Origin of the sequence: Xanthomonas sp. NCPPB 1068 (assembly GCF_041479385.2) — a bacterium.
GTDB lineage: Bacteria > Pseudomonadota > Gammaproteobacteria > Xanthomonadales > Xanthomonadaceae > Xanthomonas > Xanthomonas cannabis.
Genome location: NZ_CM192986.1, coordinates 3041631 through 3068197, shown reverse-complemented (window position 1 = coordinate 3068197; position 26567 = coordinate 3041631). Strand labels below are relative to the sequence as shown.

General features: G+C 66.6%; 23 protein-coding genes. 11 read left to right on the top strand and 12 right to left on the bottom strand.

Annotated features, from left to right (window positions below; all coding sequences use genetic code 11):
* Positions 1-453: 453 nt before the first annotated feature.
* Entirely contained in the window at positions 454-2259 is a 1806-nt protein-coding gene (locus ACCQ12_RS13020) for a DUF885 domain-containing protein (RefSeq protein ID WP_372381903.1), read from the bottom strand.
* A 221-nt stretch (positions 2260-2480) separates the two neighbouring features.
* On the opposite strand from ACCQ12_RS13020, the gene ACCQ12_RS13015 reads away from it, so the two are divergent.
* Both ACCQ12_RS13015 and ACCQ12_RS13010 read left to right on the top strand, forming a co-directional pair.
* Positions 2481-2837 (top strand): GFA family protein, encoded by a 357-nt coding sequence (locus ACCQ12_RS13015; protein WP_372381902.1) that lies wholly within the window; start codon positions 2481-2483, stop codon positions 2835-2837.
* The gene (locus ACCQ12_RS13010) at positions 2834-3637 is read left to right on the top strand and encodes a DUF4349 domain-containing protein (protein WP_372381901.1); all 804 of its coding nucleotides are present in this window, start codon (positions 2834-2836) and stop codon (positions 3635-3637) included. Before ACCQ12_RS13015 ends, ACCQ12_RS13010 begins: the two co-directional genes overlap by 4 nt.
* A 189-nt stretch (positions 3638-3826) precedes the next feature.
* On the opposite strand, the gene ACCQ12_RS13005 is transcribed toward ACCQ12_RS13010, so the two are convergent.
* The 4 genes from ACCQ12_RS13005 to ACCQ12_RS12990 all read right to left on the bottom strand — a co-directional run bounded on the left by ACCQ12_RS13005 (position 3827) and on the right by ACCQ12_RS12990 (position 7322).
* Positions 3827-4120, bottom strand: a complete 294-nt coding sequence (locus tag ACCQ12_RS13005; protein ID WP_039412560.1) for a hypothetical protein — start codon at positions 4118-4120, stop codon at positions 3827-3829.
* 79 nt (positions 4121-4199) lie between these two features.
* Complete coding sequence (locus tag ACCQ12_RS13000) at positions 4200-5534, bottom strand: DUF2867 domain-containing protein (RefSeq protein WP_372383615.1); 1335 nt, start codon at positions 5532-5534, stop codon at positions 4200-4202.
* A 111-nt stretch (positions 5535-5645) separates the two neighbouring features.
* Entirely contained in the window at positions 5646-5960 is a 315-nt protein-coding gene (locus ACCQ12_RS12995; protein ID WP_064508264.1) for a metalloregulator ArsR/SmtB family transcription factor, read from the bottom strand.
* 369 nt (positions 5961-6329) lie between these two features.
* Positions 6330-7322 carry a LysR substrate-binding domain-containing protein gene (locus ACCQ12_RS12990; RefSeq protein WP_372381900.1) on the bottom strand — a complete coding sequence of 331 codons (993 nt, stop codon included), beginning with the start codon at positions 7320-7322 and terminating at the stop codon, positions 6330-6332.
* A 170-nt stretch (positions 7323-7492) separates the two neighbouring features.
* Between ACCQ12_RS12990 and ACCQ12_RS12985 the strand changes: the two genes are divergently transcribed.
* Positions 7493-8380, top strand: a complete 888-nt coding sequence (locus ACCQ12_RS12985) for a DMT family transporter (protein ID WP_047695692.1) — start codon at positions 7493-7495, stop codon at positions 8378-8380.
* Between the two features lie 59 nt (positions 8381-8439).
* Here ACCQ12_RS12985 and ACCQ12_RS12980 read toward each other — a convergent pair whose 3' ends face one another.
* The 4 genes from ACCQ12_RS12980 to trxA form a co-directional block, all read right to left on the bottom strand.
* Entirely contained in the window at positions 8440-9360 is a 921-nt protein-coding gene (locus tag ACCQ12_RS12980) for a peptidylprolyl isomerase (RefSeq protein ID WP_372381899.1), read from the bottom strand.
* Between the two features lie 124 nt (positions 9361-9484).
* Entirely contained in the window at positions 9485-9724 is a 240-nt protein-coding gene (locus ACCQ12_RS12975; protein WP_372381898.1) for a DUF378 domain-containing protein, read from the bottom strand.
* 181 nt (positions 9725-9905) lie between these two features.
* The gene (locus tag ACCQ12_RS12970) at positions 9906-10355 is read right to left on the bottom strand and encodes a DUF4442 domain-containing protein (protein ID WP_104580527.1); all 450 of its coding nucleotides are present in this window, start codon (positions 10353-10355) and stop codon (positions 9906-9908) included.
* A gap of 222 nt (positions 10356-10577) precedes the next feature.
* Positions 10578-11435 carry a thioredoxin gene (gene trxA / locus ACCQ12_RS12965; protein ID WP_372381897.1) on the bottom strand — a complete coding sequence of 286 codons (858 nt, stop codon included), beginning with the start codon at positions 11433-11435 and terminating at the stop codon, positions 10578-10580.
* Positions 11436-11600: 165 nt separating this feature from the next.
* Here trxA and ACCQ12_RS12960 point away from each other — a divergent pair, with 165 nt between their 5' ends.
* The 7 genes from ACCQ12_RS12960 (at position 11601) to ACCQ12_RS12930 (ending at position 19507) form a co-directional block, all read left to right on the top strand.
* A complete protein-coding gene (locus ACCQ12_RS12960) occupies positions 11601-12218 on the top strand; it encodes a DUF998 domain-containing protein (protein ID WP_372381896.1) in 618 nt (205 codons plus the stop codon).
* Positions 12219-12285: 67 nt separating this feature from the next.
* Positions 12286-14928 (top strand): leucine--tRNA ligase, encoded by a 2643-nt coding sequence (leuS, locus tag ACCQ12_RS12955; protein WP_372381895.1) that lies wholly within the window; start codon positions 12286-12288, stop codon positions 14926-14928.
* Between the two features lie 351 nt (positions 14929-15279).
* Positions 15280-15921 (top strand): LPS-assembly lipoprotein LptE, encoded by a 642-nt coding sequence (locus ACCQ12_RS12950; RefSeq protein ID WP_047695697.1) that lies wholly within the window; start codon positions 15280-15282, stop codon positions 15919-15921.
* Between the two features lie 154 nt (positions 15922-16075).
* Positions 16076-17104, top strand: coding sequence for a DNA polymerase III subunit delta (gene holA / locus ACCQ12_RS12945; protein WP_047695698.1), 1029 nt, complete (start codon positions 16076-16078; stop codon positions 17102-17104).
* The gene (gene nadD / locus ACCQ12_RS12940) at positions 17101-17907 is read left to right on the top strand and encodes a nicotinate-nucleotide adenylyltransferase (protein WP_372381894.1); all 807 of its coding nucleotides are present in this window, start codon (positions 17101-17103) and stop codon (positions 17905-17907) included. The genes holA and nadD overlap by 4 nt, the downstream gene beginning before the upstream one ends.
* 56 nt (positions 17908-17963) lie before the next feature.
* Entirely contained in the window at positions 17964-18380 is a 417-nt protein-coding gene (gene rsfS, locus ACCQ12_RS12935) for a ribosome silencing factor (protein ID WP_047695700.1), read from the top strand.
* Positions 18381-18391: 11 nt separating this feature from the next.
* Positions 18392-19507 (top strand): J domain-containing protein, encoded by a 1116-nt coding sequence (locus ACCQ12_RS12930; RefSeq protein WP_372381893.1) that lies wholly within the window; start codon positions 18392-18394, stop codon positions 19505-19507.
* 245 nt (positions 19508-19752) lie between these two features.
* Here the strand turns inward: ACCQ12_RS12930 and ACCQ12_RS12925 are convergent, their stop codons facing one another.
* Positions 19753-21288, bottom strand: a complete 1536-nt coding sequence (locus ACCQ12_RS12925) for an alkaline phosphatase PhoX (RefSeq protein WP_047695702.1) — start codon at positions 21286-21288, stop codon at positions 19753-19755.
* 121 nt (positions 21289-21409) lie between these two features.
* Between ACCQ12_RS12925 and rlmH the strand changes: the two genes are divergently transcribed.
* The gene (rlmH, locus tag ACCQ12_RS12920) at positions 21410-21880 is read left to right on the top strand and encodes a 23S rRNA (pseudouridine(1915)-N(3))-methyltransferase RlmH (RefSeq protein WP_184439090.1); all 471 of its coding nucleotides are present in this window, start codon (positions 21410-21412) and stop codon (positions 21878-21880) included.
* Positions 21881-22310: 430 nt separating this feature from the next.
* Here rlmH and ACCQ12_RS12915 read toward each other — a convergent pair whose 3' ends face one another.
* Positions 22311-22985, bottom strand: coding sequence for an energy transducer TonB (locus ACCQ12_RS12915; RefSeq protein ID WP_506191662.1), 675 nt, complete (start codon positions 22983-22985; stop codon positions 22311-22313).
* Between the two features lie 305 nt (positions 22986-23290).
* The gene (locus ACCQ12_RS12910; RefSeq protein WP_372381892.1) at positions 23291-26395 is read right to left on the bottom strand and encodes a TonB-dependent receptor domain-containing protein; all 3105 of its coding nucleotides are present in this window, start codon (positions 26393-26395) and stop codon (positions 23291-23293) included.
* Between the last annotated feature and the right edge of the window lie 172 nt (positions 26396-26567).

The window sequence follows — 26567 nt, the reverse complement described above, 5'->3', positions numbered from 1 at the left end:
TCGCCAAGAAATAGCAACAGAGCAAGCCCCTCTCCCGCCGGGAGAGGGGTTGGGGTGAGGGTAAGGGCGAAGCCACTTGGCGCCTCATCGCCGAAGCGCCTGGCGATGCATTAGACATCGCCGGCCGCAACAACTTTACGAGGCTCCCCTCATCCGCCCCTACGGGGCACCTTCTCCCGCGCGCGGGAGAAGGAAGACTTGCAGTCTCTGATCGACCAGCAGCAAGCCCCTCTCCCGCCGGGAGAGGGGTTGGGGTGAGGGTACGGGCGAAGCCACTTGGCGTGTCATCGCCGAAGCGCGTGGCGATGCATTCGACATCGCCGGCCGCAACGACGTCACGAGGTGCCCCTCATCCGCCCCTAAGGGGCACCTTCTCCCGCGCGCGGGAGAAGGAAGACTTGCAGTCTTTGATCGATCAGCAGCAAGCCCCTCTCCCGACGGGAGAAGGATCGATCACTCGATCGGCTGATCCAGCATCAGCTCGCGTGCGAAGCGGACCGGTGGCGCGCCGTAGGACAGCATCTTGTCGTGATAGGCCTTCAGGTTGAAGCTGTCGCCCAGCTTGTCTTGCACCGCCTTGCGCGTATCCAGATGCTCCTGCACGCCGACAAAGTAGGTCGGCAGCTGCGCGGACGACAGCTGCGCACGCACCCACTTGCCCGATGCTTCGCTTTCCTGCTGGAAGGTGTCGTGGGTCATCAGGTGCATCGCCTTGTCGCGATCCCAGCCGTCCACATGCACGCCCTGGTCGAGGATGGCATTGGCAATGGTGCGCAGGTAGAACTTCAACTGCACCAGATGGAACAGCGGGTCGTTATCCAGGTAGCCCTGTTCCTGCATCATGCGCTCGGTGTACACCGCCCAGCCCTCGGCGAACATGCCCGAACGCAGCACCGCACGCAGCGTGGAGGGGAACTTGGCCGAGTGCCAGCCTTCCAGGTAATGGCCCGGCGTGCCCTCGTGGATGCTGAGCAGGTGGATCATGCGGGTGTTGTACTCGCGCAGGAACGAATCGACCTGCTTGTCGTTCCAGTCGTCGGGAATCGGCGACACCGCGTAGAACGTCTTCAGATTCTTGTCCAGCGGGCCGGGCGAATCGCAATACGCCACTGCCACGCCACGCTGAAATTCCGGCATCAGGATGATGTCCACCGGCGAATCGGGCAGCGTTATCAAATCCTTCTGGCGCACGAATTCGGTGGACTGCGCCAGTGCGGCCTTGGCTTCGTCAACCACCTTGTCGCGTGCGGGCTTGTCGGCATAGGCCAGTTCCAGCGCGGCCTCGATCGCGGCCTGCTGCTGGTCGTCGTTGGGCGATTCGGGCAGCTTGGGAGCGCCGGGCTTGTCCTTGAGCACGGTGCGCGCAATGCCGTACATCTCGCCGCGCACGCGCTTGAGTTCGGACTCGGCGCGTTGCTTGATTTCGGCACGCGACAACGACGACAACAGCGCGAATTTCAGCTTCTGGTCGTATTTTTCCGCACCGACGCGGAAGTCGCCCTTGGCGTTGGGCACCAGCACGGTGTCCAGCCAGGTCTGCTGCTCGGCCACCGCCTTGCGCAGGTTGTCGATGGCCGCCTGCGCACGCGCCGCCTCGATCGGGCCAAGCTGGCTGATGTTGGGCGCGATGAAGGTATCGACGATGCTGAGGATGCCCTTGTTCTGCTTGGCCACCGTCTCGGCATGGATCTTCGGCACGCGCGCCGGGTCCAGGTTCTCGCGCGCCTGCGCGAAGATGCTGGGAATCTTTTCCATGCGCTGGGTGGCCGCGGCAAGGCGCTCGGACAGCGGCGCGAACTCGCGCGCCATCAGGCCGTACAACGCGCTGCCCGCCAGGCCGTTATAGACCTGCGGGTCCCAGGCCCAGCTTTGCAGCACCTCGGTATTCCAGATTTCCGACTGCAGCTGGTTGCGCAGGATCGCCGCATCCACCTGGTTCTCGCGCGAGAGCTTGGCCACGTCGATGGCATCCAGCTCGCCCAGCAGCTTCTTGCCGGCGTCCAGGCTGCGCTGGCGTCCTGCTGTGCTGAGGTCGTCGATCTGGGTGTCGAAGCGGTGGTCGCCGGTCTGCGTGGCGGTCACCGGCGACAGCTGCATCCAGGTGTCCAGGGCCTGTTTGGACAACGCCGCAAAGCGCGCATCCGGGGTCTGTGCGTCCTGGACGGGAGCTGCGGTGGTGCCGGCTTGCGGCGATTCGGGCTGCTGCTGGCAGGCGCTCAGGCCGGCGATCAGGGCGAGGACAAGCAGGCGTTGACGCATCGTGGGTCCTGGTGGAAGCAAACCGCCAGCATAGGCAACTGTGCGGTTGTCCGCATCCGCCATTGGTTTAGAGTGGCGATCGCATCTGCACCGCCCCCGCCAGGCGGGCGCGGCCGCGGCGCATCCAGCCGAGCTTGCGCTCGTCCAGGCGGCAACGCCCTCGCCAGGCACTACGCCCGATCGTTGCCACGTTGCGGTGGCGCTTCCAAGGAGGAATACCCATGCACTACGCCGGTAGCTGTCATTGCGGACGCATCGCGTTCGATCTGGAGACCGAGACGCCGATCACCGAGGTCTACGACTGCAATTGCTCGTTCTGCCGCCGCCGCGGTGGCCTGCTCTGGTTTGGCGCGCGTACCCAACTGCACTTGCAGGCGGCCCCGAATGCGCTGGGTAGCTATCGCTTCAATCGGCAGCATATCGAGCATCACCATTGCCCGCAGTGCGGCATTGCGCCCTTCAGCGAGGGCGCGGACCCGAAGACCGGCGAAGCCGGCGTCGCGGTCAACGTGCGCTGCCTGCCCGGGCTGGATCTTGCCGGCCTGCGCGTCCACATGGTCGACGGGGCCAGCCGATGAGCCGCCGCTTGCGCAGGTACGCTATTGCGTTGCTGGTTGGTTGGGGGCTGAGCGGCTGTGCGCGTCCACCCGCAGAGATGGGTGGAGATGGTGGCGCCCCGGCCCCGGCGCCGCCCGCCGCGCAGGGCAACGCGCTGGCGTACGAACACGACGTCCGTATCGAGCTGCCGGCCGATCAGATCGATCAACGCATCGCGTCGGTGCGCACCGCCTGCCAGAACGCGCAGTTCGGCAGCTGCGCGCTGCTGGCGGTGGAACAGGAGGGCGGGCGCGATCCCAGCGGCAGCGTGCGCGTGCGGGTGGTGCCCGAGGGGATCGAGCCGCTGGTGCAACTGGCCGGCCAGCACGGCGAGGTGGCGGCCCGCAGCACGCGCGCCGAAGACCTGGCGCAGCAGATCGCCGATACCGGCCTGGCCCAGGCGCGGCTGCAGAAGGAACACGCCCGCCTGCTGGAATTGCAGCAACGCCGCGATCTGTCGGTGACCGATCTGCTCGCGTTGTCCAAACGACTGGCGGAGATCGAAGCCGAAGCGCAGCAGACCCAGCAGGACGCCGCGCAGCAGCAACGCCGCATCCGCACACAATTGCTGACGCTCACCTTCCGCAGCACCGGGGGCGAGCAGGGCAGGGGCGAGATTGCCGAGGCCGCGGCAGGGTTTGGCCAGGTGTTTTCGTCGAGTGTGGCGTTCGTGATCCGCGCAGTGGCGGCGCTGCTGCCGGTCGTGCTGTTGGCGGCCATCGCCGGCTGGCTGCTGTTGCAGGCGTGGCGCTGGCGCGCGCGGCGGCGCCGGATGTCCTGACCTATAGGGGGCCGGGCGGCGGTGCCGCCCCGGCTGGCGTCGCGCAGCGTTGGTGCTGCGCAGATGACGTGGCCGCCTGAGGTGCGGTGGCGGCAGGCGGCACGCCGATCGACGTGCAGACCTCAAGACCTCACGACAGATCGACTACATGCACCGTCGGGTGCGGCAGTGCAGACCTGCCGGTGCGGCTCAGCCTTCGTCGAGCTCGTATTCGACAAACACATCCAGCTGCAGCGCCAGTTCCTGCACGGCATCGCGCACCTTTTGCGCGGTGGCCTCGTTGCCGGCTTCCACCTCGAACTCGTGGCTGCCGGGACCTTCATCGTCGGACAAGCCCGCCGAGCTGGAATCGTCGTCGTCCAGATGCGGCATCAGGTCGTCGACTTCTTCCACGTGCTCGATGCCTTCGATGCTCTGCAGCAGGTTGGCAATGGCACGCGCGTCGTCGTCGGTGCCGGTGATACGCATGCGAAGCGTGGGCATGGGACAGCTTCCTTGGGTTGGGGACCCCAAGCCTAGGCAGCGCGAGGACAAAACGAGGTGATGGCGCGCCCGTATCCGTTCACAGCGAATGCGCCAGCCAGGCATCGCTTGCCGCCTGTTCGGAATGCAGCAGGCGGTGCGTCGCGGCGCGCAGCATGCTCGGCACGATGTAGTGGTGATGCACGTGATGGATTGAGGCCATGTACAGGCGTCCCAGCCAGTTGCGGCAGCTGACCTGCGTGGCCATGGTCAGCACGATGCGATGCTCGCCGATGCGGCGCAACCCGATCGAGGAACGAAAACGCAGATGCTTGTCATCGGCGCCGAGGATGACCTGCACCTGCTGCCCATCGGCATCGCGACGTTGCGCCAGCACCGGGAAGCGCCCGGCGAACAGCTGCTTTGCATACGGATCGAGCAAGGACGACACCGGGCAGCCCAGGCGCGAGGTGCGCAGCCCCAGCGGCTTGACCATCAGGTTGCGCAGCCGCATCAATCCGCTCACCCCGCTCGGCGGCTGATCCACGAATGCCTGCAGCAGATCGCAGAGCACGCCCTGCAGGCTGTCGCTGCGCAACTGGCGCGTATCCAGCTCCAGCTGGTGGCTGTCTTCGAAATGCACGGCCTCACCAAGCTGGCCGCGCAGCAATGCATCGGCAGGCAGGCCCGGCAGCGGGCGGATCTGCGGCACGCCCAGGCGCGTGGCGACAAACCCGGGCCGACGCACCCGCGGCAGCGCCTGCCGCAGCCGGCCGCTCCAACGGCGCGCGCGGCTGCAGGCGCGTTGCTTCCAGCTCTCCGGCCTGACATGCAGGGAGAGCGACACGGTGGGAACATCGCTGGCGGCCAGCGGCGTAGCCTGCAGCAGGGCGGTCACCGAGGCCGGCAGCAGGTCGGTCAGGCTGGCAATGGTGGGCTGGCCCCGGTTGACCAACGCCTGCTGCGCGTCGCTCAGCGCGCCGCCGGCTTCGTCCGGGTGGCAGGACAACGCAAAGAAGGCCGAATGCGCGGCATCGCCCTGCGCCGGTGCGAACTGATGCCAGGTGCCGCCGCCGAAGCGCACGGTGAACAGGCTGTCGCCTGGCAGGTTTACATAACGCAGAGCGCGCACGAACGCATGCGGATCGGCTTCGATCTGCTGCGGCGAGGCGGTGGAAAAGCGCAACTGTGCACCGCCGCTGCCGGTGATGGCAGTGAACACGCGGTTGCCGGCGTGGCAGTGGAATGGGTGTCCCTGCGGACCCACCGAAAACGAGAACAGCGAAGTAGGGTCGCCATGACTCAGGTCCGGCGCCGACAACTGCGCGGAGGGTTCGTCCAGCGCGTCGTGATGCGCCGGATGCTGCCGCTGCCGCTCCACTGTCTGCGCGATCAGGCTATCGCCTGCGCCGGGATCGAGCTGGGCGATCAGCATCACTTCCACCGGCCGGCCGCCGCTGTACGAGGGCAGCGCAACGCGCGGGAAACTGCGGTCGGAAACAATCCGTTGGTGGTCCATGGCAACTCCTTGCGGTGGAAGTGGGCGTCAGCTGGATTTCTTGGCCAATCTGCGCGACTCGCGCTGCAGCGGGCCGGCGACGGGACAGACCTCGAAGGCGAACCCGCTGAGCGTATTGACCATGTTGTCCGGGGTCAGCCGGTACACCACGAACTGCCCGCGCCGCTCGCTGCTGACCAGCCCGGCCGCCGACAGCACCGACAGGTGGCGCGAAATGGCGGGCGCGCTCATCGCAAAGCGTTCGCCGATCTGCCCGGCGGTCAGTTCCTGTGCGGACAGGTAGGCCAGGATTTCCCGGCGCGGGCGCGAGGCAAGGGCTTCGAAAATGCGGTCAGCAGACATAGTTAGTGTTAGCTAATTAACGAATTAGCTAATTAATGATCTTGATGGGTGCGGCTGTCAAGCGATTTCTGGTCGTCCTGCTGCCCGACGTCCTGAAAGCCTCTCTCTCCGCGGGGCGAGAAGGCACAGCTTGCGGGCCACTGGCGCGCGTGCCTTGGAGCGCCCGCGCCGCAAGCGAGGGCCGGGGCGCGGAGCGGAGTTGGGATGAGGGCACTGGGCGAAGCCCCATGCCTGCCCGGCCTCCAGCAGGCTTCGTTCTCACCCTCACCCGCTCCTTGGGGCACCTTCTCCTCCATGAAGGAGGACACTGTCCCGCGGGGAGAAGGGACAGCGAGATGTTTCACGCACTGCCAGGATTTCAGTGCTGCTTCAATCCGCTGCCGGTGCCTTGCGCGAATTCCGACGTCCCCGCAGCTCCCGCACGCCTTCGCTCGGCGGCAACGCCACCAGCTCGGCCGGCAGCGCCGGCATCGGGGTGCGTTCGTCCAGTGCTTCGCGCTTGAGCCAGTCGATGAACAGCGCCGCCGCCGGGCTGGGTTCGCGGTGGCTGGGGTGCACGATGTAATACGCGTAGCGCGCCTTGAGCGTGGGGCCCGGCAGGCGCACCAGTTCGTAGCGCTGCAGGTAGGGCTGGGCGATATGCTTGCGTGCCAGCACCGCGCCCAGGCCGTACACCGCCGCGCGCATGGCGTCGGTGCTGTCGTTGAAGGTGTGCATGGGCGGCAGCGTGGTGCCGCGCACCTGTGCGGCGCGAAACCAGTCGCGCCAGCCCTGCGGCGACATGTCGCTCAGCAGCGGCAATTGCGCGATCTGCGCCGGCGTGCGCAGCGCGGCCACTTCCGGCAACGACGGCGAAGCCACCGGAAACAGTTCGTCATCCATCAGGTGATGCGAGGTCAGCCCGGGCCAGGCGCCTTGTCCGTAGCGTATGCCCAGCTCGGGGCCGCCTTCTTCGAAACGCGAGAACGCCGGGTCCGATTGCAGGTCCAGCCGGATATGCGGATGTGCGCGACAGAAGCGCGGCAGCCGCGGCAATAGCCAGCAGTACGACAGCGAGCGCAGCGTGGTCACGCGCAGCGGGATGGCGTCGTCGCGCGGATGCAGGTTGCCGGCCACCGCGGCGATCTCGGCCAATGCGGCGGTGGCGGCATCGGCCAGCTGGCGGCCTTCGGCAGTGAGCTTGACGCCGCGCGGCAGCCGCTGGAACAGGGTCGCGCCGAGCAATGCTTCCAGCTTGCGCACATGGTGGCTGACCGCACTGGCGGTGAGATGCAGTTCTTCGGCCGCATGCGCGAAATTCTGGTGGCGGGCGGCGGCGGCGAAGACGCCCAGCGCAGGCAACAGGGTCGGACGCAGGTTCATCGAGCAATGAGTCAGATTTGTGGCTGACCCCGATACTACGCGCTTGTCGCGCCTGCGGCCGCAGCCGATGCTGGGTGATCCCATCGCGATGATCGTGCCATGTCCACCTGCCTGCCGGATGTCGTTGCCTGCCGTTTCAGCACATTGCGGCGCGTCGCAGGGGCCTGCCCGTGAGCGCACACCCCTCGACGCAGCCGCAGCTGGCGGCACGCGAATGGCGTACGCCGCTGGAGCTGGGGTTCCTCGGCATCGTCTGGGGCTGCTCGTTCCTGTTCATGCGCGTGGCCGCACCCAGGTTCGGCACCGTGGCGCTGGTGGAGATCCGCCTGGCATTGGGTGCATTGGTGTTGCTGCCGTTCCTGTGGCTGGCACGCGAGCGCTTCCCGCTGCGGCGCTGGCCGATGCTGGCGGCAATCGGCGTGCTCAACTCCGCGTTGCCGTTTCTGCTGTTCGCCTGGGGCGCACAACACGCCCCGGCGGCCGTCGGGGCGATCTGCAATGCGATGACGGTGTTGTTCACCGCATTGATCGCGTTTTTGTTCTTCGGCGAAAAGATCGGCACGCGGCGCGCATTGGCCTTGCTGGTTGGCTTCATCGGCGTGCTGGTGCTGGCCACCGGCAAATCGGCGGGGCTGAGCGTGGGGCCGGCAGCACTGGCGGGCGCCACCGCCTCGCTGCTGTACGGCATCGGCTACAACCTGGTGAAGCGGCACATGGGCGACCTGCCGCCGGCGGCATCGGCGGCGTCCACGCTGGGTTGCAGTGCGCTGCTGCTGGCACCGCTGGCGTGGTGGCAGTGGCCGACCACGCCGGTGCCGGCAGTGGCCTGGGCCTGCGCCACCGCGCTGGGCGTGGTCTGCACCGGGCTGGCGTTCCTGATGTATTACCGCCTGATCCAGCGCATCGGCCCGGCACGCGCGTCCACCGTGACCTATCTGGTGCCGGTGTTCGGTGCATTGCTGGCATGGTCGCTGCTGGGCGAACCGCTGACCTGGACCATGCTGGTCGCCGCAGTGCTGATCCTTGGCAGCGTCGCCTTCAGCCAACGCGCCCGCTAAAACGAGCGCGCCCGCTTTTACGAATCCCCAATCCCCAATCCCGAATCCCGAATCCCGAACTAGCCGGCAGGCGGCGCCCGCACCGGCAACGGCACATTGCACAGATCGATATGCCCGGCCGGGCGCTTGTAGAAAGCGTCCTTGCGATTGCGGCGGGCTTCGGCCACATCACGGAAGGTCTGGCTGTCGGTGCGCAGCACCTGCAAGGGCGTGCGTTCGGGTACCGGCACTTCGCTGGCCAGGCGCATCGCGCGGATCGGCGAGCGCTGGGCGGGGTCTTCGTAAAAGCCCATCGGGTCCGGGCCACGCGGGATCACGCTCAGCAATTCCATGCCCTTGACCACGCGGCCAACCACGGTGATGTTGCGGTCGAGCTGGCGCGGCGACTGCCCGGTGACCACGTAGAGTTCGGCGCCGATGCTGCTGTCGTCGTCGTTGTTGCGGCCTGCACCCAGGGTGCCATAGCAGTGCGCCAGCCAGGTCTTGCCGTTGGCGTCGTCGCGGCCGACCGGAAAGCCATCGACGAAGCCGACCTGCGGCGCCCAGCCGTCGCTATCGGGCAGACGCTGGAAGTCCAGGCCGTGCGAGGTGCGCTCGAACTCGGCCGGCAGATGCGTTTTGGCCGATCCCAGCGACTTGGCCTTGCCCGGCGTCTCGCCGTCGGGGTCGCCGAACTGCACCACGAAATTATCCTGCGAGCGGTAAATGGTGAGCCCGTCCCAGAAACGTTCGTGGGCCAGCGTGCGGATGTTGCCGACATGCTCGGGCGCAAATTGTGGCGCCAGTTCGATGATGACCCTGCCGGTATCCAGCTCCAGATAGAGCGTGCGCTCCGGGTCGAGGACGCGCCACGTATTGGCCGGTGAGCTGTCCAGGATCTGCTGCGGGCTGCGATAGGCCGCCTCGGCGGCAGCGGGCAGTGCGAGTGCGACGAGGCAGGCAGACGCCAGGCAGGCAGAAGCAACGGTGCGCAGCAGCATGAAGGCAACCAGCAGGGGAGATGGCTGATTCTTGACCAATGCGCGCAAGGACGCAAAGCGCCGGTGCGCAGATGGCAACGCCGGCGCGATGCGCCGGCGTCGTGTCACGCGTGCAGCGGGCAGGTTACGGGTTGCGCACGTGCGGGCTGGTGTGATGCGCAGTGGCGCCATGGTTGTTGCGGAACAACGGCACCAGCTGCCAGAGCGCGGAGATGCTGACCAGCGTGTAGACCACACGCGACAGCAGCGCATCCTGTCCACCGAACAGCGCCGCCACCAGATCGAACTGGAACAGGCCGACCAGGCCCCAGTTCAATCCGCCGACGATAAGAAGCACCAGGGTGATGATGTTGATCGCTTTCATGCAGGCATTCCATGTGGGTTGGGAGGTCCCAGGGTCCGCATGCGGCAGCGAGTATGTCGTGAGCGCGGTCGCCGCGTTGCGCCGCATGCAGACATCACGATCACATCCGGGCACCAGGCGCACGGCCTTGGCGCAGGTGAAACATCGATCGCCGGCGCTGGCATGCAACGGCAGCGCGCCGTCACCGCGCGGGTTTGCGCCTGACGTAGAGCTGCTTGCGAACGCGTGCCACCACCTCTCCATCGCGGTTGTGCACTTCGTTCTCGAACCAGCGCAGATGCTTGTCGCCACCGGCAGTGGCTTCGCGCAGCTCGGCCAGCACCTGGTCGTCGATCACGAAGTCCGCACTGACCGTTCCGCGCCCGGGTTTGATGAAATCGATGCTGCCGGCCTTGTCCCAGACGTAATAGTCGCGACCCAGGTTCTGCATCACCAGCAGCATCCAGAACGGGTCGGTCATGGCGAACAGGCTGCCGCCGAAATGGGTGCCGACGTAGTTGCGGTTCCACGGACGCTGCCGCAGTTCCACCCGCGCAAAACGGTAGTCGGCCGACAACACGGTGACGTGGATGCCTGAAAACAGATAGGGCGGCCACAGGTTGACGCCGAGTTTGAACAAGGAGGCGCGCATGCGTGCCGGAATCCATGGCGGGGCGGGTGCCCAGCATAACATTCGCATGCGTATGGATGGGGCCTTGGCGCGCACCTCGGCCTGGCCGCAGGTGTTCGTAGGAGCGGACCTGGCCGCGACGAGGTATTACCGCTGGCCGCCAATCGAGAGCTCCCCGGTAAGGCTGCGTCGCGGCCAGGTCCGCTCCTACATGTCCATCTGGCGCCGCAGTGCCATCGGCTGTCAGAACACCAGCGCCGACATCTTGCGGCGATACCGGCCGACCAGGTCTTCGTCCTCGATCACGCGGAATGCATCGATCAGGCTGCGGCGCGGCAGGTTGTCCTCGAAGCTGCGGTCCTGGCGCAGCATTTCCAGGAACTGTTCCAGCGCTGCCTCGTCGTTGCCGTCGAGCAGGTGGCGCACGCCGAGCAGGTGGCGGGCGCGCAGGTCGGCGCCATTGGCGGCCACGCTGGCCTGCAAGGTGTCGGCACCGGGGGCGTCCTTGAGCACATTGGCAAAGCCCAGCCGCGCTTTGGCGCGCACGGCGCGGTCGTCGGTGGCCAGGTTGGCGGGCAGGGCGTCGATCAACTGCTCGGCCTCGGCGGTGTCGCCGGTCTTCAGCAGCGCCAGCGCCAGGTCCAGCTTGAGCTCGTCCTTGTCCGGCTCGGCGGCGATGGCCTCGCGCAGGGCCGCTGCCTGCGCCTGCGGGTCGAGCGGAGTGGGAGGCACTTCTTCGACCACCTGCGCCTCGGCCGGCAGCACGCCATGCTGGGTCAGGAATTCGCGCACCTGGCCGTCCGGCATCGCACCGGGGAAGCCGTCCACGATCTCGCCGCCCTTGACCAGGAACACCGTCGGCACCGAGCGGATCTGGAACGCCGCCGCGACCTGCTGTTCCTTGTCCACATCGACCTTGGCCAGCTCGAAGGCGCCGTGGTAGTCGGCGGCCAGCTTTTCCAGGATCGGCGTCAGCGTCTTGCAGGGCCCGCACCAGGTGGCCCAGAAGTCCACCAGCACCGGTGTCGTCAACGATTTCTGCAGGACCTCGGTCTCGAAGGTGTCGGTGGTGACATCGAATACATGCGGTTTGTCGGACATGGGCTTCCTGAAAGTAGTGACGGCAACAGTGGAGGGTAATGGTGGCAAACCCGGCCGACACAAGTCCGGCGCGGCTGCCAGGCCCAAGGGGTTCACGCCGCGTCCGCCCGGCCCGACAATGCCGCGTCCTGGTGGCGCGCATGCGCCCCGCACCGGAGCACCACAATGGGAAGTACCGACCGCGCACAGCGCTACCTGGGCCTGATCGCGGCCACCGTCTTCGTGCTGGCGGTGGCCGGGTTCGGCGCCACGCTGCCCGGCTATCTGCAGGCCAGCCACCCGGTCGCGCTGCTGGGCGCGGCCGGCATGCCGCACGCGCTGGGCTTCAACCTGCTGGCCTTCGTGCTGGTCGGCGTGCTGGGCATGGTGACGGGGGTCAGCCTGCTGGCGCGCATGCCGCCCAAGGCCGGCTGGAGCCTGCGCGTGGGCGGGCAACTGGTCGTGCTGGCGGGGCTGGCCTTCGTCGGCATGGGCATGCTGCCGCTGGACCCCACCGACCTGGACGGCCGCGCCAGCCAGGCGCATGCCACGGCGTGGTTGTTATGGGCGGTGGCCTTCGTGCCGGCCATGCTGTTGATCGCCGCGGCGCTGCTCAACGGGTCCGACACCCGTGGCCTGGCCTGGCTCAGCCTGGTGGCCGGGCTGCTGGTGGCGGTGCTGGCGTTCGGCCCGCCCGGCCTGCTGCGGCAGGCGATTGCCCAGCGGTTGGCGTTCCTGGCCTGGGTCGGCTGGCTGGCGTTGGCCGCCTGGAGTTGGCCAGCCAAGCCGCCCGTGCTGCAGTAACGGTTTGGAGCACCTGCTGCACTGCGGTACCCTGTACCGCTTTGCACCGCCCGAGCATCCGCTCCCAATGTCCACCGTCGAACCGAACGCCTACGACCCCCAGCAGGTCGAATCTTCCGCCCAGCAGTTCTGGGATGCCACCCGCGCCTTCCAGGTCGACGAGAACTCGGACAAACCGAAGTTCTACTGCCTGTCGATGCTGCCGTACCCGTCCGGTGCGCTGCACATGGGCCATGTGCGCAACTACACCATCTCCGATGTGGTCAGCCGCTACAAGCGCATGACCGGCCACAACGTGATGCAGCCGATGGGCTGGGATGCGTTCGGGTTGCCGGCCGAAAACGCCGCGATCAAGAACAAGACCGCGCCGGCTAAGTGGACCTACGCCAACATCGAGCACATGCGCGGGCAGCTCAAATCGCTGGGCTATGCCATCGACTGGTCGCGCGAGTTCGCCACCTGCACGCCGGACTATTACGTGCACGAGCAGCGCATGTTCACCCGGCTGATGCGCAAGGGCCTGGCCTATCGCCGCAACGCGTTGGTGAACTGGGACCCGATCGACCAGACCGTGCTGGCCAACGAGCAGGTCATCGATGGCCGCGGCTGGCGCTCTGGCGCGCTGGTGGAAAAGCGCGAGATTCCGCAGTGGTTCCTGCGCATCACCGATTACGCGCAGGAGCTGCTGGACGGCCTGGACCAGCTGGACGGCTGGCCGGATTCGGTCAAGACCATGCAGCGCAACTGGATCGGCCGCTCGGAAGGGCTGGAGATCCAGTTCGACGTGCGCGATACCAACGGCGCCGCACTCGACCCGCTGCGCGTGTTCACCACCCGCCCGGACACGCTGATGGGCGTGACCTTCGTGTCGATCGCCGCCGAGCACCCGCTGGCCCTGCACGCCGCCAAATCCAACCCGGAACTGGCACGCCTGCTGGAAGAGCTCAAGCACGGCGGCGTCTCCGAAGCCGAGCTGGAAACCCAGGAAAAACGCGGCATGGCCACCGGCCTGACCGCGGTCCACCCGATCAGCGGCGAGCAGGTGCCGGTGTGGGTGGCCAACTTCGTGTTGATGGGCTACGGCACCGGCGCGGTGATGGCGGTGCCGGGCCACGACCAGCGCGATTTCGAATTCGCCAACAAGTACGGCCTGCCGATCGTGCAGGTGGTCAAGCTGCGCGAGCCGCGCAACGACGACGAGCAGACCTGGGACGCCACCCAGTGGCGTGACTGGTATACCGACAAGAGCCGCGAGCTGGAGCTGATCAATTCGGCCGAGTTCGATGGGCTGGATTTCGGCGGCGCCTTCGAGGCACTGGCCGAGCGCTTCGAGCGCAAGGGCCAGGGCCAGCGCCGGGTCAACTACCGCCTGCGCGACTGGGGCGTGAGCCGCCAGCGCTACTGGGGCTGCCCGATTCCGGTGATCTATTGCGCCAAGTGCGGCGCGGTGCCGGTGCCGGAGGACCAGCTGCCGGTGGTGCTGCCGGAAAACGTGGAATTTGCCGGCACCGGCTCGCCGATCAAGACCGACCCGACCTGGCGCCAGACCACCTGCCCGGACTGCGGCGGCCCGGCCGAGCGCGAGACCGACACCTTCGACACCTTCATGGAGTCCAGCTGGTACGTGGCGCGCTACACCAGCCCCAATGCGCGCGACATGGTCGACCGCCGCGCCAATTACTGGATGCCGGCCGACCTGTATGTGGGCGGCATCGAGCACGCGATCCTGCACCTGATGTATTTCCGCTTCTATCACAAGCTCATGCGCGACGCGCGGCTGGTGGACAGCGACGAGCCGGTGACCAATCTGCTCACGCAGGGCATGGTCATCGCCGACACCTTCTATCGCGATGCCGACAACGGCGGCAAGGACTGGATCAATCCGGCCGACGTCGAGATCCAGCGCGATGAGCGCGGCCGCGTCACCGGCGCGGTGCTGATCGCCGATGGCCAGCCGGTGCACATCGGCGGCACCGAGAAGATGTCCAAGTCCAAGAACAACGGCGTGGACCCGCAGTCGATGGTGGCCAAGTACGGCGCCGACACCGTGCGCCTGTTCTCGATGTTTGCCGCACCGCCGGAGCAATCGCTGGAGTGGAACGAGGCCGGCGTGGATGGCATGGCGCGCTTCATGCGCCGGCTGTGGGTGCAGGTGCACAAGCACGTGGGCGAGGGCGCCGCGGTTGCGCTGGATGCCGCCAGCCTGAGCGCCGAGCAGAAGGCGATCCGCCGCAAGACCCACGAGACCATCGGCAAGGTCAGCGACGACTATGGCCGCCGCCACAGCTTCAACACCGCCATTGCCGCGGTGATGGAACTGTCCAACGCGCTGGCCAAGTTCGACGACGCCAGCGACCAGGGCAGGGCAGTGCGCCAGGAAGCCCTGGAAGCGATGGTGTTGCTGCTCAACCCGATCACCCCGCACGCCAGCCACGCGTTGTGGCAGGTGCTGGGCCGTGGCGAGACGTTGCTGGAAGACGTGGCGTTCCCGCAGGCCGATGCCAGCGCGCTGGTGCGCGATGCGCTCACCCTGGCGGTGCAGATCAACGGCAAGCTGCGCGGCACCATCGACGTCGCCGCGGACGCCACGCGCGAACAGATCGAAGCGCTGGCGCAGGCCGAGCCCAATGCCGCGAAGTTCCTCGACGGGCTGACGATCCGCAAGATCATCATCGTGCCGGGCAAGATCGTGAACATCGTGGCGGGGTGAGGGTGGCGCAGTGGCCGGGTTGCCATGCCCGGTCCGGGCGGTGTGCCGGATCGGCGCTTGGCGGGCCGGGCTAGGGTTTCATTTGGTCCTGGCGATGCATTGCATCGGTAAGTTGCAATGCGCCGCTGCGCGTGTTGCCGCGTTTCCCGTGCATCACTTCCCTGGCGCTCGGCAACCGCACGCCAGGGTTGCCTCGGTGGTTCGTGGCACTCATTGCAGTGCCGCGTGGCGACGCGGTTTTCATTTCTTGGCGCCGCAATCAGTTGCGGCGCTTATCAAGCCCCGTTCACGCGTGCTGCGTCAGGCTAGCCGCCTGTTGCCGCCGCCGGGGCGCTCATCCAGACTGTGCCCATGATTCGATTTCCTACTGCCTTCGCTGCGTCCCTCGTGCTGGTCTCCAGCCTCACCGCCTGCGGCTTCCATTTGCGCAATTCGCTTGCGTTGCCGCCCGACACCCCGGCAGTGAAGGTGCAGTCTGCAGTGCAGTACAGCGAACTGGCCAAGTTGCTGCGGCGCGGCCTCAAGGCGGCTGGCGCCACGCTGGCCGATGAAGATGCCAAGACCGGCTTTGCGCAGGTGCAGGTGCTGTCCGAGCGTTGGGGCGACCTGCCGATCGCCATCGACAGTCAGGGCCGTGCCCAGGAATACAGCCTGCGCTATGCCGCCATCTTCACCGTCACCACGGCCAACGGGGCTGTGCTGGTGCCGCAGCAGGTGATCGAGCTCTCGCGCGACTACGTGTCGCCACCGGTGGATGCCACCGGTACCGCCACCGAGCGCGAGATCCTGGCCGACGAACTGCGCAAGGACATGTCCGCATCGATCCTGCGTCGCATCGACAGCGTGGTGCGTGCGCGTATCCAGCGTGGCGAAAGTCTGGAGAGCACCCCGACCGCGCCGTTGCCGCAGGCCACCACGCCGCCGGTGCAGCCGTCCACGCCCGAGTCGAGCGTGCCGGCATCGCTGCCACCGGCGCCGACGTCGAACAACTGAGCGCGTGGGTATCGATACGACGACGCAGTGGCCAGGCGGGTACCGCCGACTGGCGCCGGCTCGCGCGCTGGCGGCGGCGCGACTGCTGACTTCGCGGGCCATGACGCGCCAGCGGCGCCTGGTCGCTGCCGGTCTGCACGCGCGGTCGTAGCCCATGGAACTTCGCCCAGAACAGCTGGCCGGCCAGTCCAGCCAGCCCTTGCAGCCGGCCTATCTGATCGCCGGCCCGGAAACCTTGCGTGTGCTCGAAGCCGCCGACGCCATTCGTGCGCGCGCGCGCGCCGAAGGCATCGGCGAGCGCGAGGTGTTCGATGCCGACGGTCGTGATTTCGACTGGAACCAGCTGGACGCCAGCTTCAACGCGCCCAGCCTGTTCAGCCCGCGCCGTCTGGTCGAGGTGCGCCTGCCCAGCGGCAAGCCCGGCAAGGACGGCGCCGAGGTCATCACCCGTTTCTGCGCCAATCCGCCGCCGGACGTGGTGCTGCTGATCACCGCCAACGACTGGAGCAAGGCGCACCAGGGCAAGTGGGCCGAGGCCGTGGGCCGCATCGGCACCATCGCGGTGGCCTGGGCGATCAAGCCGCACGAATTGTCCGACTGGATCGAGCGCCGCCTGCGTGCACACGGCCTGCGTGCCGACGCGGCTGCCGTGCAGCGGCTGAGCGAGCGGGTGGAAGGCAATCTGCTGGCCGCCGCGCAGGAAATCGACAAGCTCGCCCTGCTGGCCGACGGCAAGACACTGGATCTGGAGGCGATGGAATCGCTGGTGGCCGATGCCGCGCGTTACGACGTGTTCCGCCTGGCAGAAACGACCTTCTCCGGCCAGCCGGTTGCGGTAGTCCGCATGCTGGCCGGGTTGCGCGCCGAAGGCGAGGCAGTGGCCGCGCTGATGCCGATCCTGATCAAGGAACTGTTGCGCACCGCCGCGCTGGCCAAGGTGCAGGCCAACGGCGGCAACCTCGCCGCCGAGATGAAATCGCAAGGCATCTGGGAAGCCCGCCAGGCCCCGTTCAAGCGCGCGCTGCAGCGCCACCCCGAACCGCGCCGCTGGGAGCGTTTTGTCGCCGAGGCCGGCCTGGTCGACCGCATGGCCAAGGGGCGCGCCGACGGCGATGCCTGGGTCGGCCTGGAACGCCTGCTGGTGGCGGTCGCCGAAGCGCGTGCGGTGAGATTGCTGGCGTGAAGGCCGGGAGAGCCGGGACCCGGGACCCGGGACCCGGGTCCCGGGAAGGACAAGGGCAGCGAGCGCATTCCGATCACCTTGTGCAGCCCAGCCTTGCAACCGGCTCTCCCGGGTCCCGGGTCCCGGGTCCCGAGTCCCGGCTCCACCTCTACTACGGCGGCACCTTCGACCCGATCCACCTGGGCCATCTCGCGATCGCCTGTGCGGCGCGCGACGAGCTGCAGACGCGCGTGCAGCTGATCCCGGCGGCCGATCCACCGCACCGCCCGGCGCCCGGCGCCACCGCCGCGCAGCGCGCGCGCATGCTGGAGCTGGCGCTTGCCGATCGCCCGGGGTTGCTGCTGGATACCCGCGAACTGCAGCGCGCCGCGCTTAGCGGTGCGCCGTCCTACACCGTGGACACCTTGCGCGACCTACGTGCCGAACTTGGCCCCGGCGCGCCGATCGCCTGGCTGCTCGGCGCCGATGCCTTTGTCGGGCTTGAGCATTGGCACGAGTGGGAGGCCTTGTTCGGGCTGGCGCACTTCGTGGTGGCCGCACGTCCGGGCACCGCGCTGGAGCTGGCCGAAGCGCCGCAGCTGGCTGCGGCGGTGCAGGGCCGCTGGGTCGCCAGCGCCGACGACCTGGTCGCGGCGCCGGCGGGCCGCCTGTATCTGCTGCATCAGCCGTTGCGCGGCGAATCGGCCAGCGCGGTGCGCTCCCGGATTGCTGCAGGCGGCGCCTGGCAGGCGCTGGTGCCGCCGCCGGTGGCCGGAATGATCCAGCGCGAAGGCCTGTATGGCAGCGCCCGGCCGGCTAGCTGAACACGCGTCCGCCCGGACCGGCCTATAATTCACGCCAATTCCATCGAGTCGCCGCTTTGACCAGCCAAGCCCAAGTCATCAAGACCTCCCTTCCGAATCCGCCGCCGTCGGTGCCGGCCCTGTTGGCCACCGTGCGCGAAGCCGTCGAGGAACTGAAAGCCAAGGACGTGGTCGAGATCGATGTGCGCGGCAAGTCCAGCGTCTGCGATTACATGGTGATCGCCTCCGGCACCTCGACCCGCCACGTCAAATCGATCGCCGACGAAGTGGTCAAGTTCGCCAAGCGCCTGGATGTGATGCCGCTGGGCGTGGAAGGCGAGCGCGAAGCCGAGTGGGTGCTGGTGGACCTGGGCGATGTGGTGGTGCATGTGATGCTGCCGCGCGTGCGCGAGTTCTACGCACTGGAACGTCTGTGGACGGTAGGCGACCAGCGTCCCTCCGATGCGGACGAGTCCGGCGCAGTCGAAGACTGACAACGCCCGGCATGCCGAAAAAAGCCCGCGTATCGCCGGCCTCGCCTGATTCGCAGGCATTGCGGCAACTGCGCGGCCAGCCAGCGCAGGCGAACGGTCCGCCGCTATCGCCGGCGCGCAAACGCTTCGACCGGCTGCTGCACGATCTGCAGGGCCACCGGTCCCAATTGCAGGCCTGGCAGGTAGCGCTCGCCCAGTGGCGCGAGCGCTATCACGGCGAACTACAGCCCTTGTTCGACCTCCGCCGCGAGGCCGACGTTGCCCTGGTCGAACAACTCGATCGCGCGTCTGTCGCCATCAAGTTGGGCAAGGCCGAACGGCAGTTCCTGTCCGAGCTGGTGTGCGATATCTCCGGCCCGTTGATCGAGGCCGGGCACGAGGCGCTGCGGCCGATTTACGATCGCCATAGCGCGGTGAGCTATGCGCAGGAAGTGTCCGAATCCGACGCGTTGATGAAGCAGATTCTTGGCGAAGCCTACGGGCTGGATGCCGACGAACTGGATGGCATCGATTCGCCCGAGGAGCTCTACGAACGCGTCAGCGAGCGCTTGCAGCAGGAACACGCGCAGCAACAGCAACGCGAGACGCAACGTCGCACGCGCGCCGAAAAGAAAGCGGTGGCCGGTAGTGCCGAACCGCCTCCGCTGCGCGAGCTATACCGCAAGCTGGCCGGCAATCTGCATCCCGACCGCGCCAAGGACAGCGACGATCACGCATCGCGCACCATCCTGATGCAGCGGCTCAATGCCGCCTACAAGGCCGGCGATCTGCTGGGCCTGCTCGAATTGCAGGCAGAGATCGGCCTGCTGGATGCGCAAGGCGTGGACGCAATGAGCCCGGCACGGTTGCAGGACTACAACCGCGAACTGGATCGGCAGTGCAAGGCGTTGCAACAGCAGGTTGCGCAGCAGGCGATGCAGTTCTGCCAGGAGTACGGGCTGGAGCTGCCATCGCGTCCCAAGCCCGAGCGGCTGTCTCGGTTGATGGCGCAACTCAAGCGCGATGTCGAAGAGGATCTGTGGGATGCCCAGCACAGCCTGCGCGAGCTCGCCGACCCCTCGGCGTTCAAGCGCTGGCTCAAGCTGCAGCGCGCCATGGCGGGCATGCCCGACGCACCCTGGTTCTGACGGGCGCGTATCCGCCAACCAGCGGAAGTCGGCCGATACCGCAGCTCAGCTGAGTGATGCCGGACACAGCACCTTGTCCGCCCGGCATCGCTGGTTTTTGCAACACGCTCATGAGACGCGCATACAGCAGTCATCGCAAGGCGGCTGGCCAACGCCAACCGCCGACAGCCGCTTTCCGCCAATGACTGGCAAATCATGGCCGGTCGTTCACGACCGGCCATGATCGCGCGTGCCCACCGCGACGTTTACAACGGGCCGCGTTCCCACGGCCCGGTGATCGCCAGGGTGATGCCGGGGGTCTGGATGTTGACGAACAAGGTGCGCGCCAACGGGTCCCAGCACGCACCGCAGAACTCGGTGTCGCGGTAGTCGCCTTCGGCAATGGTCTTGCCGGCATCGGCGATCTGCTGCGAGGTCAGCTGCACGTTGTTCTTCGCAAGATAAAACGATTCGCCGTTGCGGGTCAGGCCCAACAAGCGTGCGCCGGGACCGTATTCGTCCGGGCTTTCGCCGCCGTCTTCGCACAGCACCACGCCGCCGCGCGCGCTGACCGTCACGTTGTCCGGGTTATGCGCGGCCAGCTGGTTGCCGCTGACGAATAGAGCGCTCAGGCGCTGGGTAAACAGGTCCAGCACCCACACCGCGCCATTGCCGTAACCGCGGCGGCCCTGCGCATCCACACCGGTGCTGGTGTCGACGATGAACATCTTGCCGTAGCTGTACCAGATGCCTTCGCCGCGGCTCATGCGCAGTGCGCCATCGGCCCAGGCCTGCGCGAACGGCCCGCTCAAGGTGTCGTTGGCGCCGATGTCGGCAAAGCCGGCCGGTGCGGCGATGCTGTCCAGATCGGGCTCGGCGATATCCACCCACTCCAGCTGGAACTGCTGGCCGATGCTGGCCACGGTCAGGTCGGCATTGCGACGCCCGCGCACGCGTGCGGCCTGCAGCCGGCCGCCGTTTTCCAGCGAACCGTTGCGGCCGCGCCGGTCGTTGGGGATGAAGCGATACAGGCCGGCCTTGTTGCGGTCGTCTTCGGTGAGATAGACGATGCCGGTGCGCGGGTCGATCGCCACCGCTTCGTGGCTGAAACGGCCCAGGCCTACCAACGGGCGGCCGGTGGTGCGATGGCTGTCGGGGTCCACTTCGAACACGTAGCCATGCTTGCGACCGGTGCTGGACACCGCGTTGGTCTTGATTTCTTCGCAGCTCAGCCAGGTGCCCCAGGGGGTCGGGCCGCCGGCGCAGTTGACCAGGGTGCCGCCCAGGCTGGGCTCCAGGCTGCCCCAGCCGCGCCGGCCGTAACTCAGCGTGGTGGTGCCGCCGCCGGCCTGCTGGGTGCCGCTGACGATGCCGGTGTCGTACATCGCCGGCGCGCGGAACGGCGTGGTGGCGCCGCGTTCGTGGTTGCGGATCAGCACGTATTCCAGGCCGCGCAGCGGATCGCTGCCCGGGCGCCAGTCGGGCCGGCGCAGGCCGACCACGGCCATGCCGTCGTGGCGGTCGGGGCAGGGCTGCCCGTCGTCCATGCGGTCGCCGCTCCAGCCGAACGAGCGGTAGCTGAAACCGCGTGGCAATTGCAGCAATGGCAAGCCGGTGCTCTGGTCGGCCACCGGGGCGAGCGGACCGTAGCGGCTGGGAACCGGCGCAAGCCGCGACGACGGCGAGGTGGCGGCCTGGGCCTGGCGCGATTGCAGCGCACTCAGGCTGCCAAGGGCGCCAGCGGCCATGACGGCAGCACTGCCCTTGAGAACCTGGCGGCGGGCGGGATCGAAAATCGGCATCGAACGACTCCTGCGGGGCTGGGTGGTCGGGCGACACTAATTGCCGGCTGTAACGACACCATGACACGCAGCGACACATCGGCACGGACTGCCCAGGCTGTGACGCGGATATCATGTCGCCATGAAATGCCGACTCATCGCCACCGGCGAGCGCGCACCAGCCTGGGTGGCGCAAGGTTTTGCCGAATATCAAAAGCGTCTGTCGCACTGGATGCCGCTGGAGCTGGTCGAGATCGAACCCGGCCTGCGTGGCAAGGGGCGCGACGCGCAACGCGCCACCGACGACGAAGGCCGCCGTGTGCTTGCCGCGCTTCCGAAAAATGCTTACGTGGTGGCGCTCGATGTGCCGGGGCGCCCGCTCAGTTCCGAACAGCTGGCCCAGCGCATGGAACATTGGCGCGGGCAGGGCCGCGATCTGGCGTTTCTGATCGGCGGCCCGGAGGGGCATGCGGCCGAGGTCTTGAAGAGCGCCAACGAAAGCTGGTCGATCGGTCCGCTCACGCTGCCGCACATGCTGGTGCGCCTGATCGTCGCCGAGCAGCTGTATCGCGCCGCGGCGATGCTGGCCAATCATCCGTATCACCGCGCATAAGTGGCAGGCGCGTGGTGGCTCTGGGCATGGCTGTAACGGTGCCTGGCTGAGGCAGACTGCCAGCGGTTGGCCGGTGCAGGAATGGCTACCGAACCTGATTGCGCTCGGCCTTACATCCCGATTCCCGGTCTCGCGTCTCCATTTGACCGTACGCCGGATTGCCGGTCACAGCTATCTACTGGCTGCCAGGTAGGCCGCGTCGCGCGCCGTCGCGGCGTTGGACATGACGCTAGCGCTGGGACCGGAGGGGCCTGCTACGCGCGCGTCATCGACGTCTCGATCGCTGCTTTGTCGCCAGGATCTGTGCCTTCGCGGTGCTCTGCCTTGGCTAGATCCAGACCATGACCTTGCGAAGGAGGGATGGACCGATGCCTGCGCAGCGCATCGAAGACGGTGACCCGATGCCCGGGCCACCGCATTCGACCACTCATCAATTCAACGAAAAACTCACCGGCACCAGGCCGTAGGCCTGCACCGCCTGGCCGTTCTGCATGGCCGGCTGGAAGCGCCAGCTGCGTAGCACCTGACTGCGTGCGGCCAGATCCAGCACCCGATGGCCGCTGCTGGTCTGCACGCTCACTTCGGTCGGGCGTCCATCGGTGCCGACCAGCACGCGCAGCATCACCGTACCTTGCTGGCCGACCCGCAATGCGGCCGCCGGGTAGCTCGGCGCTGGCGAACTCAAATACTGCAATTGGCCTGCTTCGATCGGCCCGCTGGGCGCAGTTGTCGTGGGGGTGCCTTCTGCGACCACGTCGGAGACCGTTGCCGGAACGGCAAACGCTGGGTTATCGACAACGGGCTCCTGACTGACCACCGCGGTCTGCACCGGTACCGTTAGCGTTTTGGTGGGCGAATGTGTTTTCGGCTTGAACGTCACGTTGACTGGAAACACCACCGGTGGCGGCGGGGTTGGAATACTCATCGGCATAAGCCACCGCTCCTTCGGCACGGTCTGCTGCGGAATCGCCCGATGCGAGAGCGGAATCAACAACAGGCCACCGGCCAGAAGGTGCAACGCCACGGCGGTGCTCATCGCCAGGACGCGCGAGCTGTCGATGCCAAGGGGACGGGAAGAAACCTGCGATTGCGTGCGAACCATCATCCACCTCCAGAACGGAACTGCGGAAAGGACCAGCGCGGCCCGGACGCCATACACCATCCGGTAGCGTAGGTTTACCGCAGCGCGCGCACCGGCACAAGCACGGCGCAGACGTTCGTCTGACGCAACGGATCGGCACGGGCCTGCGGATGCACTCCATCGAGGTCGCGGCGTCGATCCGCCGGCTTTCTTCGAGGGTGCCTGCTTCGATCGTGTCGCCACTGAAAACGCCCAACCGAAGCTGGGCGTTTTGGCAGAAAAGCCCGGCCCTTGCAGGGCCGGGGAAACGACAGTGACGGGAGAGGGCGTCAGTAGTCGTAAGACACCGAGAACATGGCGTAGCGCGGCTGGGTGAAAAACCGGCCCATGTTGTAGGTGTTGGACAGCGTGAACGTGTCGTCTTCCCAGGTGGAATCAACCTGCAGCGGCTTGCGCTCATTGAAGATGTTGAAGGCCTGCAGGGTCACCGCAAACTTGTTGTCGGCAAAGGCAGGGCGGTAGGTCAGACCCAGGTCGACGATCTTGGTCCAGGGCAACCGGCCGGCATCGCCGGGACGCGACGGCTGGCCGTTGCAGGTGTGGTACGACGAACCGTAGCCCACCGGATCGCCGGCATCGGAATCCTCGCTGATGCCATTGATGCTGACATAGCCCAGGCAGGATTTCGGCGTACCGGACAGCACACGGATATTGCCCGCAATCAGCCACTCGGGCGCGATCTGGTAGGAGCCGTAGATCTTGATCTGGTGACGCCGATCGTTGGCCAGGTAGCCACCCGAGTACCACATCAGCGCGGCAGCATCCCAGTCCTGCGTCTTGGAGACATCGGTCTGGCCGATATCGGATTTGATCTGGCCTTCGGTGTTGCCGAAGTTGCGCGACCAGGTGTAATCGATACGGCCTTCCCACTTGCCGTCGAACGGATGCTGCAGGAACAGGTCCACCGCCAGGTAGGTGCGTTTGGCCTTCTTGTCGAAGCCCCAGTCCGAGGGCGACATCGACACCGAGGTGCGGCCGGACCCATCGAGGTTGGCCAGACTGAAGGAGTTGGTTTCGCCCGGATTGAAGATGATGCAGCCGGGCACGTTGACGGTGCTCGGGTCGATGCCGGAGGCGGTCAACTTGGTACGCATCCGGTCCGCATCGCAGACATCGTCGATGGTGGCGCCCAGTGTGCGGTAGGTGGCCTTGGCGCCGGTGACCCAGCTCTCGCCCAGGGTCTTGTCGAAGCCGAGCATGAACTCGTCCTGGTACATCGATTTGAGATCGCTCGCGGCGATGCCTGCCGCATCCGGTGCCTGGCCGCATTCCAGGTTGGAGGAGACGATATTGCCGGAGCACGCAAAGCCTGCGCTCGGGTCCACGGCCACGGGTGTCAGGCCGGTGGGCGTGCCCTGGGCGTCTATGCCGGTGTAGGTGAAGTACTCGCGCGTAAAGGTGGACGGCGAGGCACCGCGGATGGCCACGCTATTGGGCAAGGCCAGGTAGTAGCGGCCGGCGTTGCCGTAGACCTTGAGCGAGGAGTCGCCGAACACATCCCAGCTCAATCCCAGGCGCGGCGCCCACTGGTCGCCACTGGTGACATAGGGCGCGCCGACGTCGTTGAAGTTGGTGAACTTGTCGTTGCGAATCCCCAGCGTCAGCAGCAGCGTATCGTTGAGCTGCCACTTGTCTTCGAGGAAATAGGCTTTTTGTTGCACCGACATGCTGGTGGCGGTATTGAAGACCGAGCGATAGGCGTAATACCCGTTGCCGCCGGCCGGCCCGACGCCCAGCGCGGCGCTGATGGGCGAGGTGGGGCGCGAAGAGCGGCCGTAGATCCAGCGAAAGCCTGGGCCGGTGGTGATGACGCCCTCATTGCGGGCGTTGAAATACATGTTGTCTACGCCCGCGGTCAGCGTGTGGCTGCCCAGCACATATTCCAGGTCGATGCGCAGCCCGCGCGTCGTATTCTCGCCATCGCGTGCCTGGCTGGATGTCTGGTTGTTGCGAATCTCGCTGCCGCCGGTGATGGCCGGATCTTGCAGATTCGTGCTGCTCAGCAGCGGCGCGGTGCTTGGGTTGTTGCGGAAGTCGGTCTGCCGGCTTTTACCGTAGGTGGCGCTCAAGGTCAGATCGTCGGTGATATAGCTGGTGTATTTGCCGATGTAATAGCGGTCGTTGACCTTGACCGTATCGGCGAACGCACCGTTGGCGTCGCCGTCGACTCCCTGATATCCGTTGAAATCGCTGTAAGCACCGCCTTCGCGGTAATTGTTCTTGACGCCGGTCAGTTCGAGCAGGTTGCTGTCGTTGATATTCCAGTCGATCTTGGCGTAGACCTTGGGCTCGTCGATGCGATAGTTGTTGCGGCCGATGACCGGGTCGTCCCGGCGCGCAGTGGAAACGCCTTCGCTGCGCTCCTGCTCGGCGGCAACGAACACGAACAGGCGGTCCTCGATCAACGGGCCGCCGCCATACACGCTGTAGACCGTATTCCAGAAGGTGTCATCCTTTCGGCTGCGGTAAAGCGTGCCTGGCAGGGTGGGGTCGCTGTACTCGTAACCGTCGGGCGGCGCGGTATCGGGATACAACACGTTTTTGTCCGTGCTGGATAGCGACTTGGGGCGCCACAAGACCTGCGCGCCAAAATGCCACTCGTTGGTGCCGCGCTTGCCCAGCTGGCTGAGCACACCGCCGGCCGAGCGACCGTAGCGCGCGCTGTAACCGCCGGTGTAGGTTTCCTGCTGATCGATGGCGCCGAATGGCAGGGTGACGCCACCGATGTTGGAAAGCGGATTGGAGCTCAGATAGCCGTTGAGGTAATACGCGTTTTCGGTCACACCCGCGCCGCCGAACGAGATCGCATTGCCGAAGTAGCCGCTGCCCTGCACGGCTCCGGGCGACAGCAGCGCAATCGCTTCGCCTGAGCGTGCCAGCGGCAAGCGCTGCAGCTGTTCGGTGGTAATCACCGTGCGCGAGGCGGTGGCCGACACATCCACCGGCGAGATGTTCTTGCCGGTCACGGTAATGGTGCCCAGGGTGGCGGCATCGCCGGAGGCGCCAACGCCGAACGACACATCGGTACCCGCGCCGACGCGCAGCGCGATGTTCTTGCGTGTCTCCGCCGCCTGGCCCTCGCGCTGCAGGGTGACCGTGTACGTACCCACTGGAAGATTGCCGATGGCGTAGCGGCCGTTGGCGTCGACAGTCGCTGTCCGTGTGAACCCGCTGTCGCTCTGTGCGGTGACGGTGGCGCCGGCGCCTGCCGGTGCGCTTCCGTAAATGCCGGCGGTGGTGCTCTGCGCGGCTGCAGTGCCGGTGACCATGACACCCACCGCACCACACAGTGCAAGTGCAAGCACGCTGATGCGGCCGTAGCGCATGCGCGACGGTGGATTCAAGGGGTGCTTCAAGACAGGGTAGCGGGTCATCGTCTCTCTCCAGAGGAGCGCCATCACGAATATGACGGTACGCTGACCATTGATGCTAGAGAGCTGTAGAGCCTGCTTAAAGAATGATTTCTCTAAATTTCATGTTTCTTTAAGCACAAACACCAAAATCCGCCTATTCATTTTGAGAAGTGTGATATTGGGCACTTGTAAG

Excerpts from the sequence above, each read along its gene's own strand:
- ACCQ12_RS13020 (WP_372381903.1), bottom strand. The coding sequence starts at position 2,259 with ATGCGTCAACGCCTGCTTGTCCTCGCCCTGATCGCCGGCCTGAGCGCC.
- ACCQ12_RS13015 (WP_372381902.1), top strand. The coding sequence starts at position 2,481 with ATGCACTACGCCGGTAGCTGTCATTGCGGACGCATCGCGTTCGATCTG.
- ACCQ12_RS13010 (WP_372381901.1), top strand. The coding sequence starts at position 2,834 with ATGAGCCGCCGCTTGCGCAGGTACGCTATTGCGTTGCTGGTTGGTTGG.
- ACCQ12_RS13005 (WP_039412560.1), bottom strand. The coding sequence starts at position 4,120 with ATGCCCACGCTTCGCATGCGTATCACCGGCACCGACGACGACGCGCGT.
- ACCQ12_RS13000 (WP_372383615.1), bottom strand. The coding sequence starts at position 5,534 with ATGCTGATCGCCCAGCTCGATCCCGGCGCAGGCGATAGCCTGATCGCG.
- ACCQ12_RS12995 (WP_064508264.1), bottom strand. The coding sequence starts at position 5,960 with ATGTCTGCTGACCGCATTTTCGAAGCCCTTGCCTCGCGCCCGCGCCGG.
- ACCQ12_RS12990 (WP_372381900.1), bottom strand. The coding sequence starts at position 7,322 with ATGAACCTGCGTCCGACCCTGTTGCCTGCGCTGGGCGTCTTCGCCGCC.
- ACCQ12_RS12980 (WP_372381899.1), bottom strand. The coding sequence starts at position 9,360 with ATGCTGCTGCGCACCGTTGCTTCTGCCTGCCTGGCGTCTGCCTGCCTC.
- ACCQ12_RS12975 (WP_372381898.1), bottom strand. The coding sequence starts at position 9,724 with ATGAAAGCGATCAACATCATCACCCTGGTGCTTCTTATCGTCGGCGGA.
- ACCQ12_RS12970 (WP_104580527.1), bottom strand. The coding sequence starts at position 10,355 with ATGCGCGCCTCCTTGTTCAAACTCGGCGTCAACCTGTGGCCGCCCTAT.
- trxA (WP_372381897.1), bottom strand. The coding sequence starts at position 11,435 with ATGTCCGACAAACCGCATGTATTCGATGTCACCACCGACACCTTCGAG.
- ACCQ12_RS12960 (WP_372381896.1), top strand. The coding sequence starts at position 11,601 with ATGGGAAGTACCGACCGCGCACAGCGCTACCTGGGCCTGATCGCGGCC.
- leuS (WP_372381895.1), top strand. The coding sequence starts at position 12,286 with ATGTCCACCGTCGAACCGAACGCCTACGACCCCCAGCAGGTCGAATCT.
- ACCQ12_RS12950 (WP_047695697.1), top strand. The coding sequence starts at position 15,280 with ATGATTCGATTTCCTACTGCCTTCGCTGCGTCCCTCGTGCTGGTCTCC.
- holA (WP_047695698.1), top strand. The coding sequence starts at position 16,076 with ATGGAACTTCGCCCAGAACAGCTGGCCGGCCAGTCCAGCCAGCCCTTG.
- ACCQ12_RS12930 (WP_372381893.1), top strand. The coding sequence starts at position 18,392 with ATGCCGAAAAAAGCCCGCGTATCGCCGGCCTCGCCTGATTCGCAGGCA.
- ACCQ12_RS12925 (WP_047695702.1), bottom strand. The coding sequence starts at position 21,288 with ATGCCGATTTTCGATCCCGCCCGCCGCCAGGTTCTCAAGGGCAGTGCT.
- rlmH (WP_184439090.1), top strand. The coding sequence starts at position 21,410 with ATGAAATGCCGACTCATCGCCACCGGCGAGCGCGCACCAGCCTGGGTG.
- ACCQ12_RS12915 (WP_506191662.1), bottom strand. The coding sequence starts at position 22,985 with ATGATGGTTCGCACGCAATCGCAGGTTTCTTCCCGTCCCCTTGGCATC.
- ACCQ12_RS12910 (WP_372381892.1), bottom strand. The coding sequence starts at position 26,395 with ATGACCCGCTACCCTGTCTTGAAGCACCCCTTGAATCCACCGTCGCGC.